General features: G+C 39.0%; 15 protein-coding genes. 1 reads left to right on the top strand and 14 read right to left on the bottom strand.

The genetic code is table 11. The features are described from left to right. Nucleotide 1 precedes the first annotated feature (1 nt). From BUB03_RS18845 to BUB03_RS18905, 13 genes are all read right to left on the bottom strand, one after another. Entirely contained in the window at nt 2-643 is a 642-nt protein-coding gene (locus BUB03_RS18845; protein ID WP_083539010.1) for a flexirubin biosynthesis protein LolB2, read from the bottom strand. Next, nucleotides 609-1,235: a flexirubin biosynthesis/transport protein LolA2 gene (locus BUB03_RS18850; RefSeq protein ID WP_073066078.1), complete on the bottom strand. Its 627-nt coding sequence runs from the start codon at nt 1,233-1,235 to the stop codon at nt 609-611. Before BUB03_RS18850 ends, BUB03_RS18845 begins: the two co-directional genes overlap by 35 nt. Further along, on the bottom strand, nt 1,228-1,983 hold the full coding sequence (locus BUB03_RS18855) for a polysaccharide deacetylase family protein (protein ID WP_073066080.1): 756 nt from the start codon (nt 1,981-1,983) through the stop codon (nt 1,228-1,230). The genes BUB03_RS18850 and BUB03_RS18855 overlap by 8 nt, the downstream gene beginning before the upstream one ends. Nucleotides 1,984-2,023: 40 nt before the next feature. Next, nucleotides 2,024-3,088 carry a beta-ketoacyl synthase N-terminal-like domain-containing protein gene (locus BUB03_RS18860; protein ID WP_073066083.1) on the bottom strand — a complete coding sequence of 355 codons (1,065 nt, stop codon included), beginning with the start codon at nt 3,086-3,088 and terminating at the stop codon, nt 2,024-2,026. Then, the gene (locus BUB03_RS18865; protein ID WP_073066086.1) at nt 3,085-4,284 is read right to left on the bottom strand and encodes a beta-ketoacyl-[acyl-carrier-protein] synthase family protein; all 1,200 of its coding nucleotides are present in this window, start codon (nt 4,282-4,284) and stop codon (nt 3,085-3,087) included. The genes BUB03_RS18860 and BUB03_RS18865 overlap by 4 nt, the downstream gene beginning before the upstream one ends. 87 nt (nt 4,285-4,371) lie before the next feature. Beyond that, nucleotides 4,372-4,629 (bottom strand): phosphopantetheine-binding protein, encoded by a 258-nt coding sequence (locus tag BUB03_RS18870; RefSeq protein ID WP_040999413.1) that lies wholly within the window; start codon nt 4,627-4,629, stop codon nt 4,372-4,374. A gap of 85 nt (nt 4,630-4,714) precedes the next feature. Continuing rightward, nucleotides 4,715-5,254 (bottom strand): 3-oxoacyl-ACP synthase, encoded by a 540-nt coding sequence (locus tag BUB03_RS18875; RefSeq protein WP_040999473.1) that lies wholly within the window; start codon nt 5,252-5,254, stop codon nt 4,715-4,717. Nucleotides 5,255-5,264: 10 nt separating this feature from the next. Then, on the bottom strand, nt 5,265-6,425 hold the full coding sequence (locus tag BUB03_RS18880; RefSeq protein ID WP_073066088.1) for a beta-ketoacyl synthase N-terminal-like domain-containing protein: 1,161 nt from the start codon (nt 6,423-6,425) through the stop codon (nt 5,265-5,267). Further along, on the bottom strand, nt 6,425-6,850 hold the full coding sequence (locus BUB03_RS18885) for an acyl-CoA thioesterase (RefSeq protein ID WP_073066091.1): 426 nt from the start codon (nt 6,848-6,850) through the stop codon (nt 6,425-6,427). The genes BUB03_RS18880 and BUB03_RS18885 overlap by 1 nt, the downstream gene beginning before the upstream one ends. After that, nucleotides 6,840-8,108, bottom strand: a complete 1,269-nt coding sequence (locus BUB03_RS18890) for an ABC transporter permease (RefSeq protein WP_073066093.1) — start codon at nt 8,106-8,108, stop codon at nt 6,840-6,842. The genes BUB03_RS18885 and BUB03_RS18890 overlap by 11 nt, the downstream gene beginning before the upstream one ends. Beyond that, nucleotides 8,095-8,853, bottom strand: a complete 759-nt coding sequence (locus BUB03_RS18895; protein ID WP_073066096.1) for an ABC transporter ATP-binding protein — start codon at nt 8,851-8,853, stop codon at nt 8,095-8,097. Before BUB03_RS18895 ends, BUB03_RS18890 begins: the two co-directional genes overlap by 14 nt. A gap of 1 nt (nt 8,854) precedes the next feature. After that, nucleotides 8,855-9,850, bottom strand: coding sequence for a BtrH-related acyltransferase DarH (locus BUB03_RS18900; protein ID WP_040999422.1), 996 nt, complete (start codon nt 9,848-9,850; stop codon nt 8,855-8,857). A 64-nt stretch (nt 9,851-9,914) separates the two neighbouring features. Next, nucleotides 9,915-10,319, bottom strand: a complete 405-nt coding sequence (locus BUB03_RS18905; protein WP_040999424.1) for a flexirubin biosynthesis protein DarG — start codon at nt 10,317-10,319, stop codon at nt 9,915-9,917. Between the two features lie 245 nt (nt 10,320-10,564). Here BUB03_RS18905 and BUB03_RS18910 point away from each other — a divergent pair, with 245 nt between their 5' ends. Beyond that, nucleotides 10,565-13,477 (top strand): M16 family metallopeptidase, encoded by a 2,913-nt coding sequence (locus BUB03_RS18910; protein ID WP_073066098.1) that lies wholly within the window; start codon nt 10,565-10,567, stop codon nt 13,475-13,477. Nucleotides 13,478-13,763: 286 nt separating this feature from the next. Here the strand turns inward: BUB03_RS18910 and BUB03_RS18915 are convergent, their stop codons facing one another. Next, entirely contained in the window at nt 13,764-14,207 is a 444-nt protein-coding gene (locus BUB03_RS18915; RefSeq protein WP_073066101.1) for a hotdog family protein, read from the bottom strand. Nucleotides 14,208-14,211 lie beyond the last annotated feature (4 nt).

Raw genomic sequence — 14,211 nt, forward strand, 5'->3', positions numbered from 1 at the left:
GTTAATTCTGTTCGTTTTCGGTTATTTGAAATAGTTTTATATTGATCTTAAAGTCCTTGTGCTGGAGGTTTAAGCTATCTGCGAAGATATGTTTTTTTGCCTCAAAAGTAAAATCGATTTTTTCCTTATTGTTTCTGGTATAAATAATCTCCTTGAGAAGACCGTTTTCTTTATTGAAAAACAGGTAATAGGTTTTATGATCAACCTTTGACAGGTAAATTTTAGAATGAACGTTTTCAAAAGATTCATTTACATGATATTGTCTTTTCAGCAGCTGCTGGAAATCGTTCTTTAAAAAATTGATCACAATCTTTTTATCCAGATCCGGAAGTACGTAATTCAGTTTAAAATCATTCTCAGAGATCTCGAAATCGATCAGTTTGTTTCCGAAATCTGAGGTCATAGCTACACGGTGAGTCCTTTCGTTAAGTTTTTTAATGATCAGGATTCCGCTGACGTGATTTTTATAAATATCCATCTGGCATTTATAAACATAGTCTTCACCGGAAGAAAAATATAGGTTTTCTACTGTTTTTTCAGAGCTTTGAACCGGTTTTGCATCTGTAAGCTTATAGGTCTTACAGGAAACAAACAGCACAAGAACAAGGCTAAAGGCTAAATTCCGAAGCAGCAATCGCGGCATTGATCTTTGTATTTTTGAAAACAATATTGGTAGTGTCACCGGAAGCTTCCGTCATATTCACCTGCGAAACCGTAGATTGGTTTTTAGGGAAATGAAGCTCGATCTGCTTGATGTATTTCAGCAGCTGGGCAGATTTAGGAGTGAATTTTGCCACGTTGAAGTTCCCGTTTTTGAAATAGGAAACAGAAAATTCTGGATCGCTGAACATTTTCCCGTTCGAACTTCCCACGATCAGCTTATTGATCTTCTCAAAAGTTTTGCTTTTGGCATCCACAGAAGATTTTTTTCCCTGATCGTTAATGAAAATTTTATTATCCTTGAAAACAATGCTGTACTGGTAAGGCTTTGTATATCTCCAGCTCAGTGTATTTGGTGTTTTTAGCGACATTTTACCGTAAGTGACAATGCTTTTATCCAGAAAGTCCATCTTTTTGGTCTGGGTGAAATCACTCTGCAGCGTTTTGATCTCTTTGGTTTCGGAAGAAACTTTGGCTACAAATGCTTTTGCTTCTGCTCCTGACATGGCCGTCATTTGTGCAGAAATGAAGCCGGAGACTAATAAAAATGCTCCAAAAGCAATATTTTTAATCATTTTTCTTTGATTTTGTAATTGAATCGACGGTAAACGTCGAATATTTTTTCTCCTTCAAAAATAGCAATAAATCTACCAATACGTTGTACGTCTTTTCAGAGGTATCGTGGAGAAGGATAATACTGCCTTTTTTCAGGTCTGTAGTTACTCTTTTAAAGATCTTTTTTTCATCATCCGTAATGGTATCCAAAGAACGTACATTCCAGCCGATGCTTGTTTTATGAGTTTTTTTAATGGCTTTGGCAATACTGGGATTGGTAACCCCGAAAGGAGGACGGTACAGGTCATTTTGTATTTTACCTGTTTCCAACATCACTTCATCACACTTCTCAATTTCTTCCACCATTTTTGAAGCAGATAAAAAACCTGTATTATTGGAATGTGAGTAGGTGTGGTTTCCAACAGTATGGCCTTCCGAGATAATCCTCTGAAAAGTTTCAGGATATTTCTCGATTTGTTTTCCAATGCAGAAAAAAGTAGCTTTTACCTGATGTTCTTTAAGTAAATCTAAAAACTGAGGTGTAAATTCTGTTGGTCCGTCATCAAAAGTAAGGGCAACCTCATTGATTTTTGTTCTTTTGTGGGTAATACTGTTCACGAAATACCCAAGGCCGATATCAAAAGAACCCCAGACTACTACAGCAGAAAAAGCCAGAAAACAGGCAATATAAACCCAAAAACTGCCATGAAACGCATAAATAAAAACGTTACAGAAAAGATAAAATAGAATAAATGGATAATGTTTCATCTTTGGAATTTAGCCGTTTACCTTTTTTACTTTTTGCCCTTTAAAAAGCTCTCTCCAGCAATACTAAACTGTGGTCGCTTCCTGCCAGATGATTATAAAGAAGAATATTTTTGATTTCTGTCTTATTTTCTGAGTTAATCATCATGATTTCAGGGATTTGCTGCTCTTTCAGGATATGACAGGCCATAAACGTTGAAAAGCCGCTTGCCGTATTGAATTCACCGCTCAGATGTTTATAATACAGTAAAGCAGAATTTTGGAAAAGATCCATTGCTCTGTTATAATAAACATCAGATTTTGCATCTCCGCTGAAACCTAAGATTACGGCATCAATGTTTTCGCTGGTCAGATTATTTTTAGCAAGGAAATCCGTCACCAATGACTGCGTTTCTTCTATATCTAACCTGTTAATGATCTGAATATCTTTAAGTTTTGCATAAGAATTTTCAGTTTTATCTTTTCCTAAAACGAAAAATGCTGCTGCTTCGCCCCAGATCACCCCATTCGTTTCCGAATGCAGATAATCGGCGGGAAGATTTTCTTCTTTTTTGATGGTATGGTTAAGGCGGTACAGCTCCATAGTTCTGTCGGTCTGCTCATCTGCTGCACCTGCTAGAACATTTTCAGCTTCACCGTCATTGATCTGCAGTTTAGCATCAAGGAACGAGAATTCCAGTGATGAAGAGGTGTTGACGTATGTGAAGTTGTACGCATGGCATTGAAGCCCCAAAGCAATCTGTCCTGCCACAGTATTATGGGTGGACTGAATAAAGAATGTAGGAGTTAAAAACTCTTCATTATTATCGATCACATTTTTCAGGAATTTTTCTGAATCCTGTGAGCAGCCCATTCCTGTTCCTACGATAATGGCATCCGGCTGTTCAATTCCGGCTTCCTTTAAAGCGTAATGGGAAGCTACGGAACTCATTTTTACTGTTTTAGACATTCTTCTGCTCATGGCAGGCGGAATGAATTCTTTATAATTTGGTTCTATCGCTTTTAAGATCTGAACAGTGTTTTCGATCTTTAAATCCTGGAAGAAATTCTCTTTTAAAGTGTCCTGTACAGAGATGCAGGATGCACTGTTGATGTATACCGCACTCATGATTTTGAGAAAATTAAAGTAGAACAATTGCCTCCGAAACCGAATGAGTTGGAAAGAACATGGTTAATGCTTTTTTCTTTCAGTTCAGTAACTGGGATTAAATTAAACTCTTGCATTTTCGTTTTGAAATTCAGGTTAGGGAAAATAAGTCCGTGCTGCATGGCCAGAATAGAAAATACAGCCTCAATTCCTGCTGCTGCTGCCAAAGTATGGCCTGTAAAAGCTTTGGTAGAACTGAATTCAGGAACCTGATCTTCACCAAAGATCCTGATCATGGCAATTCCTTCTGATAAATCATTATTGGGCGTAGCCGTTCCGTGAACGTTGATATAATCGATATCTTCTTTTGCAAGTCCGGATACTTTAAATGCTTGTTCCATAGCTAAATAAGCACCTTGTCCGTTTTCTGAAGAAGCAGTCTGGTGATGGGCATCGTTTGCGTTGCCATAGCCGGAAAGATAGGCGAGGACTTTTTTATTTTCTTTTTTTACCACTTCATCAGATTCCAGAACGATGTAGGCTGCGGCTTCTCCTAAATTCAAGCCTTTTCTGTCATTGTCAAAAGGAGTGTTGTAAGAATCTGTAAGGATCATCAGCGTATTGAACCCGTTCAATGTAAATTTTGAAAGAGAATCTGTTCCGCCAACGATAACTCGGTCCAAAACTCCGTTTTTGATGAGCTTTGCCCCCATCATGATCGCATTGGCTGCTGAAGAACAGGCGGTACTGATGGTAGAAACCATGCCTTTCAGCCCTAGATAATCAGCGATAGCCAGCGAGGAGTTGCCGGCATCGTGGGAATCGATGTATTTTTGCTTTTCAGGAAAGTTTTCGTAAGAGTAGAAATATTTTTCGGTAATGTCCATTCCGCCTACGCTGGTAGAGGAAATCAACCCGGTCTTATAGGCATTGATATCTGTAATTCCGGCAGATTCTACAGCTTCTTTGGCGGCAACCATGCCTAATAAAGATGTTCTTGTTACGTTATTGTCTTCAGGCAGCTGAAGCTGGCGGATAAGTTCTTCATTAGACCACTTTATTTCGCCTGTTTTTATAGATCCGGCATGACGGGTCTCAAACATTTCAATGTCTGAAATTCCATGTTTTCCGGTTTTCAGCGAAATAAGGTTTTCTTCCACATTATGTCCTATGGAAGAAATGATTCCCATTCCTGTTATGGCAATTTTTTGGCTCATGGTTTTTAATAATGTAACAATGTATCAATCTGACAGTTTACCAATATTGTTGCCCTGTTAGATTGGTACATTGCTAGATTGAATGAATTATTTGGTTCTGTTTGCTTCAATGAAGGCAGCCATTGTATCGATAGACTGGAAAATTTCCTTTCCTTTTTTCGGATCAGCTAATTTTATTCCATAGTCTTTATCAAGAAGAACGATAAGCTCCAAAGCATCGATAGAATCAAGGCCAAGACCTCCACCAAATAAAGGATCTGTATCTTTGATCTCTTCTACAGAAACGTCTTCAAGGTTAAGGACTTCAATAATTTTGTGCTTCAATTCTGTTTTTAAGTTTTCCATAAGTATTTAATTTTCCAATGTATCCATGTACCGGTTTACCTATTTCAGTATTGTTACATTGTTACACTGTTATATTGTTACATTTTTATAAGGTTAGCAAATATACAAAAGCTTTATAATTATCCTGATAAAGTTCTGTCCAGCCGCAGAGAACTTTTTCCGCTTTTCCGGACAGCAGGATCTGTTCTGCATAGTCGTTTAAAAAATTTTCGTCAAATTCATCCAAAACGAAAAAAGCATTTTCCGTCTGCATTTTGTGTTTAATGCTTATCTCGCCTACACATATGTTCGGTAAGGTATAGACAAATACGGCCGGGCTCGGGAAATAATTTTCCTGGGAATTGATGCTTTCCTGGTATTTGAAATCCGTATCAAGGCTTGATGATCTGTTGGCAAAAACCACTGCTGTTCTGCTGTGATTTTCATCTTTCAGAATCATTTCTGCGGCTAGAAAAGCCAGCTTGCTCAGATTATCCATCTTGTGGAATTTAGGATAGCTGATTTCCAGGTTTTTATATGCTTCTTTGGCAAAGTCATGAAATGTTTCGCTTTGGCTTTCAAAAATAAGAGCATCATTGACGGTTATTTTTGAGTGTTCTATGGTGCAGCTGTCTGTTTTCTTCATCAGTTTCAATTTAACATTTTTCCAGAACAACTACCGCATTGCATCCCCCAAAGCCTGACGCTGTTTTTAAAATATATTTAATCTTTGCAGGCTGATTTTCTTTAATAATATTCAATGGCTGGGAAATGCCTTCCACTTCAAAATTTTTGGAAGGGATAAGCATTTCATGACGGGCACTTTCCATGGATATGATGCTTTCCAGAAGTCCGGAAGCTCCTAAGCAATGACCATAATATCCTTTCATACTGTTCAACGGAGCATTCTGAAGTTCCATTCTGTTGAAAGCAATGGCTTCCATTTCGTCGTTATATAAGGTAGCGGTTCCGTGGGCAGAAATAAAATCAATCTGTTCCGGGATGATATGGGCTTCTGCCATGGCGCTTTTGATACTGGCAAAAAGTCCGTCACCTGTTCTGGAAGGTCCGGAAATATGATTGGCATCGTTCACTGCAGAATCTCCAAGGATTTTGAACCTGAATTTTTCGTTTTTTGAGATTGCTTCGTCACTTCGTTCCTCGCAATGACCTGAAGTGATATACATAGCTGCTGCAGCTTCACCGATATTGATCCCGTTTCTGTTTTTGTCATAAGGCTTACAAGGCCCCGTTCCAATGGCCTGGAAAGAATTGAACCCCGAAATAACAAACTCGGAAACTTCATCACCGGCAATGACGAAGGCATCTTTATATTTTCCTGACAGGATCATGCTTTTAGCAACAGCAATGGCCATAACCCCTGAAACGCAGGCATTGGAAACCACGATGGGCTTTGTTTTAAATCCGAAATAATCAGCAATTTTCTGTGCTAAATTAGAAAGATAAACGCCTTCCGGTAATTCGGTCTGGTTTTTTAATAAACTGATGTTTCCTTTGGTGGTAGATAATATAAAGGCTGTTTCTTCTGTAATGGGATGTTTCTCAACAAGAGGTTTTAAACTTAGAAGAAACATTTTCTCCAGTCTGGTAAAATCCTGATTTACGAATTTTTTTCTGAATTCTTCATCAAGTTTTTCAGTATCAATGACCGAAGCATAAAAAGCTTCCTGGTTTTCAATTACTTTATGCAAAGCTACACCTGAATTTCCCCTGACCAGATTATTCCAGTTGGAGGAAACATCAAGCCCTAAAGGCGTGATGCAGTTGTAGTCTGTAATGTAAATTTCCTTCTTCATTATAGTCCCATTTTATCTTTCCATGCCTGAAAAAAATCAGGGTTATAAAGGCATAAATTTCCACTGCTGTCTAAGAAGACCTGAATGGTTTCTCCGCTGCAAACCAGTTGATTATCCTGATTGAACAATTCGTAAGTATAAATCAGTTTGGCAGATGCGGAATTCACAAAAGTAGTAACAATCCTGAAGGTTTCCCCGTATTTTAAAGGAAGGAAATGCTCGCAGGTACTTTTTACGATAGGCGTTACATATCCGGCATTCTGAATGTCTAGGTAGGTAAGACCATGCTGTCTTCCGAAGGCTTCTCTTCCGTCTTCAAAATACACAATATAATGACCATGCCAGACAATTCCCAGCGGATCTGTTTCATTGAATCTTACCCTTACTTCTTCGGTACAGATTAATATGTTTTCTTTAGACTGCATTTTGTTTTCTTTCGTAAAAAATAGAAATAGCTACCATGGCAATATAGAATGCAAACAGTAACGCAAGCTCTTTGGCAATTCCTGTGATTCCGCTGTTTCTTAAAATAATATCATAATAGGCATTCAGTCCCCAGTTCATGGGAGAGAACTTGGCTACAGCCTGCATGAATTCAGGCATCAAGAATACAGGCACCCATATTCCTCCGATGGCGGCCAAAACGACCACCGAAGTTGCCCCAAAAGGGGCAGACTGTTCCTGAGTATCGGCAATAGTTCCCAATAAAACCCCAAAGCCGATAGCGGCAAGTCCGGAAAATAGGGTCACTACAAGAAGCTGCAACATTTTTCCTGAAACATCAAATGCCGGAAGGTCCATATACGGGAAAAGATAGATTCCTACAGCTACCATCAGTAAAAACTGAATGATACAGATGATCAGATAGGTGAATGTTTTTCCTAAAATATGAACGAAATACGGGGTCGGGCTGATTCTTGCTCTTACGCTGGTACCCTGGCTTTTTTCTTTAACTAAATTGATAGACAAAGGAACCACGATAAAAAATATGGCAAAAAGTGTCCATGCAGGGACATTATGCTGAACGGAATTCGGCATGACCTCCATAGCTCCTTTTTTGGGAGTGATTTCCTTGAAACTGATGAGGTTTTTGTTCTCTTCAAGGTTTTCCTCAGTCCCAAGCTGTTCCTGGAATGCTTTGTAGATCTTTTTGTTTTCAATCTCAAAGACCATTTTATTTACGGAATTCATGACTGAATTTTTAAATCCTGCATTGGTAGCGGGATCAAAGTACAGGTGAATTTCTTTTGCTTTTGGAGCCGCTTTTTTAACCTTTGCAGAATCACCTTCCAGGCCAAACGAACTTACGATTGTCTGAACTTTGGAGTCAATATTGGCATTCAGGTCTTTCGTTAAATTTTGAGGAATAACGATAGCCATCTGGTAATCTCCTGAAAATACGGCATCCTGAGCAGATTTTTCATTATAATTGGTCAGCAGCTGGAATGTTTTACTGGCTTCCAGCTCGTGTTTTATGTTTTTTGAGACCTCAGATCGGTCATTATCAATAAAAATGATCGGGATCTTTGAGCCTTCAAGGTTTTTAAAAGTAGAATCCTGGATCAAGGTAATGGTTACTATCAGCAGTAACGGCATGACGAAAATAATCACGATTCCCCCGATATCCCTCTTCAGAAGAAGGATCTCTTTTACAAAGCTTCTCCAAAGTTTATACAACAACATCTCTTAATTCTTTTCCTGTTAATGAAATGAAAACGTCTTCCAGGTTTTCAGCATTGGCAATCTGCGCCACCAATTCTTCCGGTGTTCCTACCGCATGGATTCTTCCCCTGTCGATAATGGCAATTTTTGTACAGAACTCTTCCGCCTCGGAAAGGTGATGGGAAGTGTAAATAATACACGTTCCATTTTTATTCAGTTCCTGTAAGAAATCAATGATCACTTTTTTAGACTGAACATCAACACCCACAGTAGGCTCATCCAGAAACAGAATTTTCGGGTTGTGAAGGGTTCCTGCAATAAGGTTGCAGCGTCGTTTCATCCCTCCGGAGAACTGTCCTACCTGTTTATCTGCGAATTTTGATAACCCCATGATTTCCAGGGATTCGTCAATGGCTTTGTTTAATTTTTTATGGCTTAAGCCGTACAGGCTTCCGAAAAACATCAGGTTTTCCCTGGCTGTTAAAGTAGGGTATAATGCGTATTCCTGCGGAACAATTCCAATGATCTGTCTTAATTTGAAACCATCTTTCTGAGGAGATAATCCATTGATTTTGAATTGTCCTGAAGTAGGCTTGATCAACCCGGAAAGCATTGAAATCAGAGTGGTTTTCCCCGCTCCGTTTGGTCCGAGAATCCCGTAAATTTCATTTTTCTCTATATCCAATGAAATATCGTTGACGGAGAAGTCTTCGGCATTCTTATACTTTTTATAAAGATTTTTAATCTCAATCATATTCTCTGCCATATCAGATCGCTTTTCTCAGTTTTTTGTAAAAAGCTTCTTCCAGATCAGCAATATGAAGCATGGATTTGGAAAGATTGTTGTAAATATCGCTCTTTGAGTTCCTGTTTTTGTAAACGCGGGCAATATCTACGGCAAAATCTCTCCAAAGGTCACCAATAGCTGTGATTTCTTTCGAAAGTTCTTTTAATTCGTCATTTTTAAGAATAACAGCCGCTTCCTGAAGGAATGCACCATAAATGAATCTGAAACCTCCGCCACCGGTACCGATTTCTTCCTGCATTCTGATCAACTGTCCCAAATAGTGGTTGGTTACTTTGGTTCCTTTCTTTTCAGCCCATTTCGGGATGCTTTTTGCCACCCATCGCATGGCTTTTACCCCGATAAGCGGAACCGGAGCCAGCATATTTTTGCAGGTATCTTTAATTCCTTTTCTGATGGCTTCTTCAAGATTGACATGTTCCGGGATATAAGTAGGATAGTACATATGTCCTTTTGGGGGCAGCGCGCCTTTGGCATATCTTACTTTTTCCAGCTCAGCTTCCGAGAGGGTAGTGGTGTAATCCATTACCGGGTCGCTGATCAGGAATTTTCCGTCTTCTTTTCCGTATACTACAAGATTGTGGGCGTTGAAATGGAATTTATATTCTTCAGGAAAATAGGTAAGGTTAAAAACGCCCACCTGAAGTCCTGTAGGAATGTTTTGGTTTAAGTTTCTTTCCAGAGCGGACTGTGCATCCTTAGGATTGGAAAACTTTTCTCTTTTGATTTTAATTCCCAATCTTTTGGCTGCTTTGCTGAAAATAGCACCCGGCATCGGCCTGTAGCTGAATCCCGGCGCAAAATTGACTTTCAAAAAGGGCAGATAGACAAAAAACAGGCCGGAACCGATCCCGAAGATCATTGGTTCGCTGAGCTTTAAGCCTTTATTGAGTAACAGATTGGAGGCAACACCGTTTTCGCAATGTGCGGTCTGATGGTGTTCGAAGTTAAGTTTCATTTGCTGCTTTTATCTTTTTCATTGACGGAATGAACCGGCACATCATTTATGCCGTGTTTTCATATTATTTCCCGTCGAAGTTCTTTAATTCATCCACTGAAATATCAAATGCATCGGCATATTTTTTCAGGACGGATTGGCTTAGTGTCTTAAATACTTTAGGTTTTGCGTGTCTCTTTACACGCCATTGCCACATTCCTACATAGGCTGCAAGAACCTGAAGATCCATTTTATTCAGTTCCATAAAATAGATAATAGGACTTACTAAATTATTGGCCACATTCTGTCTGGCTTCCTCAATCCTTTCATGGATCAGCTCCATAGATTCGTCAAGGGCTGCTTTTTTGGCGTCCCAGCCTATGCTGTTGGCGGTTGTATAATTATCATTCTCATCGGTCACATACAAGACTTCGGTCATGTTTGCCGATTTCAGATTGCTTTCGTCCTGAGGCAGGTCTTGTTTTTTCATGTAAACTGTATTATTTTTTTAATTTCAGATGAAAAATACTTCACCTTTTTGATTCTTTTTAATCAGTTGGCTAAAATAGTGAAAATACATTATATGTAAATCATATTAATTATAATGCCAAAAACATGTCTTTTACACGTCAATTCAAATATTAATCCAAAAAATTATAATCCTGATTTGCTGTAACAACTGCATAGTAAATACAGACTCATTAGATTCTAGAAATTTGAATTAAATAATAACTTATGAAGAAATTTTTTATTTCCGTTTCACTTTTCTGCATGCTGAGTGCAATGGCCCAGAAATTTGAAACCCAAAAGGTGACGGATAGCCAGGGATATACTTACGAAACGGTCAAGAATGACCAGTCCGGTGTAAGGGTTTATACTTTGAAAAACGGATTGAAGGTTTATCTGGCGAAGAATGATGACGCACCGAGAATTCAGACTTATATTCCGGTAAGAACAGGATCCAATAATGACCCAAGCGACAATACCGGTCTTGCTCACTATCTGGAGCATATGGTTTTCAAAGGTACCTCACATCTGGGAACTCAGGATTGGGCAAAGGAAAAGGTACTTTTACAGCAGATTTCTGATCTTTATGAACAGCATAAAGCAGAAAAAGATCCGGAAAAGAAAAAGGCTCTTTATAAAAAGATAGATGAGGTTTCGCAGGAAGCTTCCAAATATGCTATCGCGAATGAGTATGACAAGGCCATTTCTTCATTGGGAGCTACAGGAACCAATGCGCACACATGGCTTGATGAAACCGTCTATAAAAACAATATCCCATCCAACGAGCTTGAAAAATGGCTGAAAGTGGAGAAGGAACGTTTTTCCGAGCTGGTACTGCGTCTTTTCCATACGGAGCTGGAGGCAGTTTACGAGGAATATAACAGAGCTCAGGATAATGACGGCCGTCTTGTGAATTACGCGATGATGGAAGCTCTTTTCCCAAAACATCCCAACGGACAGCAGACGACAATAGGTACTTCAGAGCACCTGAAGAGTCCTTCTATGGTCGCTATCCGTAAATATTTTGACACCTATTACGTGCCTAATAATATGGCTGTTGTTTTAGTAGGTGATCTTGATTTTGATAAAACAATCAAACTTGTTGACCAGTATTTCGGTTCTTTCAAATATAAGGAGCTGCCTATGAAAAAAATGGTGAGCGAAGAACCAATGACGAGCATTGTAACAAGAACGGTAAAAAGTCCTAGCACACCAAGAATGACCCTGGCATGGAGATCCGATTCCAATGGAAGCCAGAATGCAAGGTTAGCAGATGTTGTGGCGGAAATTTTGAGCAACAGGGGAGATGCGGGACTTATAGACCTTAATATGAACCAGACACAAAAAGTATTGGGAGCTGGAGCTTATGAGTCAGCTTTTAAAACTTATGGCGCATTTACCATGTCTGTAACACCTAAAGAGGGGCAATCTTTTGATGAGGCTAAAAAGTTGTTACTGGATCAGCTGGATTTAGTGAAAAAAGGGCAGTTCCCTGACTGGATGCTGAAAGCCATCGTTAATGACAAGAAGGTGCAGCGTATGAAAACATGGGAAACTGCAGACGGACTGGCAACTACCCTGTATGATACTTACATCAATGAGAAAACATGGCAGGATGAGCTGGATGACATCAACCAGTATGAAAAAATTACAAAAGCAGATGTTGTAAAGTTTGCGAATGATTTCTTTAAGGATAATTATGTAGTGGTTTACAAAGAAAAAGGAGTGAATGATAAGCTGGTTCGTGTACAGAATCCGGGAATTACTCCGATCAAGCTTAACAGGGAAGCTCAGTCTCCTTTCCTTAAAGAGATTTTAAACAATAAAGTAGCTGACATTAAGCCTGAATTCATTGATTATAAGACTGCGATCCAGACTTCACAAATTAAAGATAAGAAGATAAGTTTCGTTAAGAATAAATATAATGATGTAGCACAGATCAGCTATATTTTCCCTTTCGGAACGGATAATGATAAGGAGCTGCCAATTGCTGTAACCCTGTTCGAGTATCTTGGAACAGATAAGTATACGCCTGAACAGCTGAAAGGTGAATTCTATAAACTGGGAATCTCTTACAGCTTCAGAACATCCAATGATCAGGTAATTATTACCCTAAGCGGACTTGAGGGGAACATGAAAAAAGCGACCGAGTTAATGAATCACTGGCTGACCAATGTAAAAGCAGATAAAGAAATCTATGCGAAAACCGTAAAGACAATACTGGAAGCAAGAGCTGCCGGTAAAAAAGATAAGGTAAGAATTATGGCCGCGCTTTCGAATTACGCCAAATATGGTAAGAATTCCAGAATGACGGATATTGTTTCCAAAGAACGTCTTGAAAGCATTGATGCGGCGGAGCTGATGAAAAAAGTCAAAGTACTGAACCAGTCTCCATATGAAGTGCTGCTTTACGGACAGGATCAGTCAGGTTTGGAAAAAGCCGTTAAGCCATATATCACGGAAACTACTGTTCAGCCTGCAAAAGCCAAGGAGTACCCGGAGCCTGCCGCAGAAGGAAAAGTATATTTCACGAACTATGATATGGTGCAGATGGAAATGGCTAAAGTGGCCAAAGGAAGTGAGGTGAATCTAAGTAACTTTGGAAAAGCCAATGTTTTCAATGAGTATTTCGGAAGAGGCCTGTCGTCTATCGTTTTCCAGGAGATCAGAGAAAGTAAGTCGCTGGCGTATACAGCTTATGTTTCTTATGCCAATGCAACAGAAAAAGGACATGCGAACTATATCACCAATTATATAGGAACGCAGGCCAATAAGCTTCCTTTGGCAGTAAACGCGATGAATGATCTTATGGTGTCATTGCCTCAGGTTCCTGCGCAGTTCGAAAACTCAAAAGGTTCCGCACTGAAGCAGATTGCCTCCAACAGGATCAACAGGACAAATATTTTCTTCAATCAGCTGGCACTGAAAAAGCTGGGTGTTGATTATGATATCAGAAAAGATATTTATGCTGAAATCCAGGGTCTGACACTACCTCAGCTTACCAGTTTTTACGATACAGAAGTAAAGCCGGTAAAATACAATACAGCCATCATCGGTAAAAAAGAAAACCTGGATATGGAATCTATCAATAAAATGGGAACATTCCAGGAAGTATCTCTTGAAGAGATCTTCGGATACTAACCTTTTAGGATAGCAATTTTTTAAGCGGGGCAGAAATGTTCCGCTTTTTTTATTTACTGAATTGAAAATTAACCACAAATACAACAAATGTGTCTTCACGAATAGCACAGAATATTCAATAGGAACGGGCTTTAGCCCGTTTGCTTAATAATATCAAAATTTCAATCCGGCTTTAGCCAAAACCTTTTTACAATGCAATCATTCATGCAGATCTATGTCATCCGTGATTAAAAACAAAAAACCGCACAATTTGTGCGGTTATATAATTAAATCAAAATAAATATCTCTAAGATTTCACCTCCTGAATAAACAGATTAATCTCTCCCCTGATCAATATCTCATCATCATGAAAAGTTTCGCAAAAAATATTACAGATATTTTCATACTGGGAGATCAGTGAAGCTTTTGAAATGATCTTATCTCCAATTTTAGGAAGTGCAAATACTTCAATTTTTTTGATATTGGTAATAAAGCCAATCACTTTGGTGTCTGCTTCGGGATTTTCAAAAAAACTCTGTCCCAAGATAGATGAGCAGGTCTGGGCAAGATTTTCAATCAGGCCGGCTTCTGCAAATTCACCATGGTGAACAAAAATGTTATCTTCTTTGATCTCAAAGGAAGTCACAACTTTTTCTTTGGTCAGTTCCAGGATATAATCTGCCATCAGCATCGGTTCGCGGTGCGGCAGAAAGTTGTGTATATTAATGATATTCTCTTCCTTGATTTCCATTTAC

Origin of the sequence: Chryseobacterium oranimense (assembly GCF_900129755.1) — a bacterium.
Lineage (GTDB): Bacteria > Bacteroidota > Bacteroidia > Flavobacteriales > Weeksellaceae > Chryseobacterium > Chryseobacterium oranimense.

Coding starts and splice junctions, on each gene's coding strand:
- BUB03_RS18845 (WP_083539010.1), bottom strand. CDS start 643: ATGCCGCGATTGCTGCTTCGGAATTTAGCCTTTAGCCTTGTTCTTGTG.
- BUB03_RS18850 (WP_073066078.1), bottom strand. CDS start 1,235: ATGATTAAAAATATTGCTTTTGGAGCATTTTTATTAGTCTCCGGCTTC.
- BUB03_RS18855 (WP_073066080.1), bottom strand. CDS start 1,983: ATGAAACATTATCCATTTATTCTATTTTATCTTTTCTGTAACGTTTTT.
- BUB03_RS18860 (WP_073066083.1), bottom strand. CDS start 3,088: ATGAGTGCGGTATACATCAACAGTGCATCCTGCATCTCTGTACAGGAC.
- BUB03_RS18865 (WP_073066086.1), bottom strand. CDS start 4,284: ATGAGCCAAAAAATTGCCATAACAGGAATGGGAATCATTTCTTCCATA.
- BUB03_RS18870 (WP_040999413.1), bottom strand. CDS start 4,629: ATGGAAAACTTAAAAACAGAATTGAAGCACAAAATTATTGAAGTCCTT.
- BUB03_RS18875 (WP_040999473.1), bottom strand. CDS start 5,254: ATGAAGAAAACAGACAGCTGCACCATAGAACACTCAAAAATAACCGTC.
- BUB03_RS18880 (WP_073066088.1), bottom strand. CDS start 6,425: ATGAAGAAGGAAATTTACATTACAGACTACAACTGCATCACGCCTTTA.
- BUB03_RS18885 (WP_073066091.1), bottom strand. CDS start 6,850: ATGCAGTCTAAAGAAAACATATTAATCTGTACCGAAGAAGTAAGGGTA.
- BUB03_RS18890 (WP_073066093.1), bottom strand. CDS start 8,108: ATGTTGTTGTATAAACTTTGGAGAAGCTTTGTAAAAGAGATCCTTCTT.
- BUB03_RS18895 (WP_073066096.1), bottom strand. CDS start 8,853: ATGGCAGAGAATATGATTGAGATTAAAAATCTTTATAAAAAGTATAAG.
- BUB03_RS18900 (WP_040999422.1), bottom strand. CDS start 9,850: ATGAAACTTAACTTCGAACACCATCAGACCGCACATTGCGAAAACGGT.
- BUB03_RS18905 (WP_040999424.1), bottom strand. CDS start 10,319: ATGAAAAAACAAGACCTGCCTCAGGACGAAAGCAATCTGAAATCGGCA.
- BUB03_RS18910 (WP_073066098.1), top strand. CDS start 10,565: ATGAAGAAATTTTTTATTTCCGTTTCACTTTTCTGCATGCTGAGTGCA.
- BUB03_RS18915 (WP_073066101.1), bottom strand. CDS start 14,207: ATGGAAATCAAGGAAGAGAATATCATTAATATACACAACTTTCTGCCG.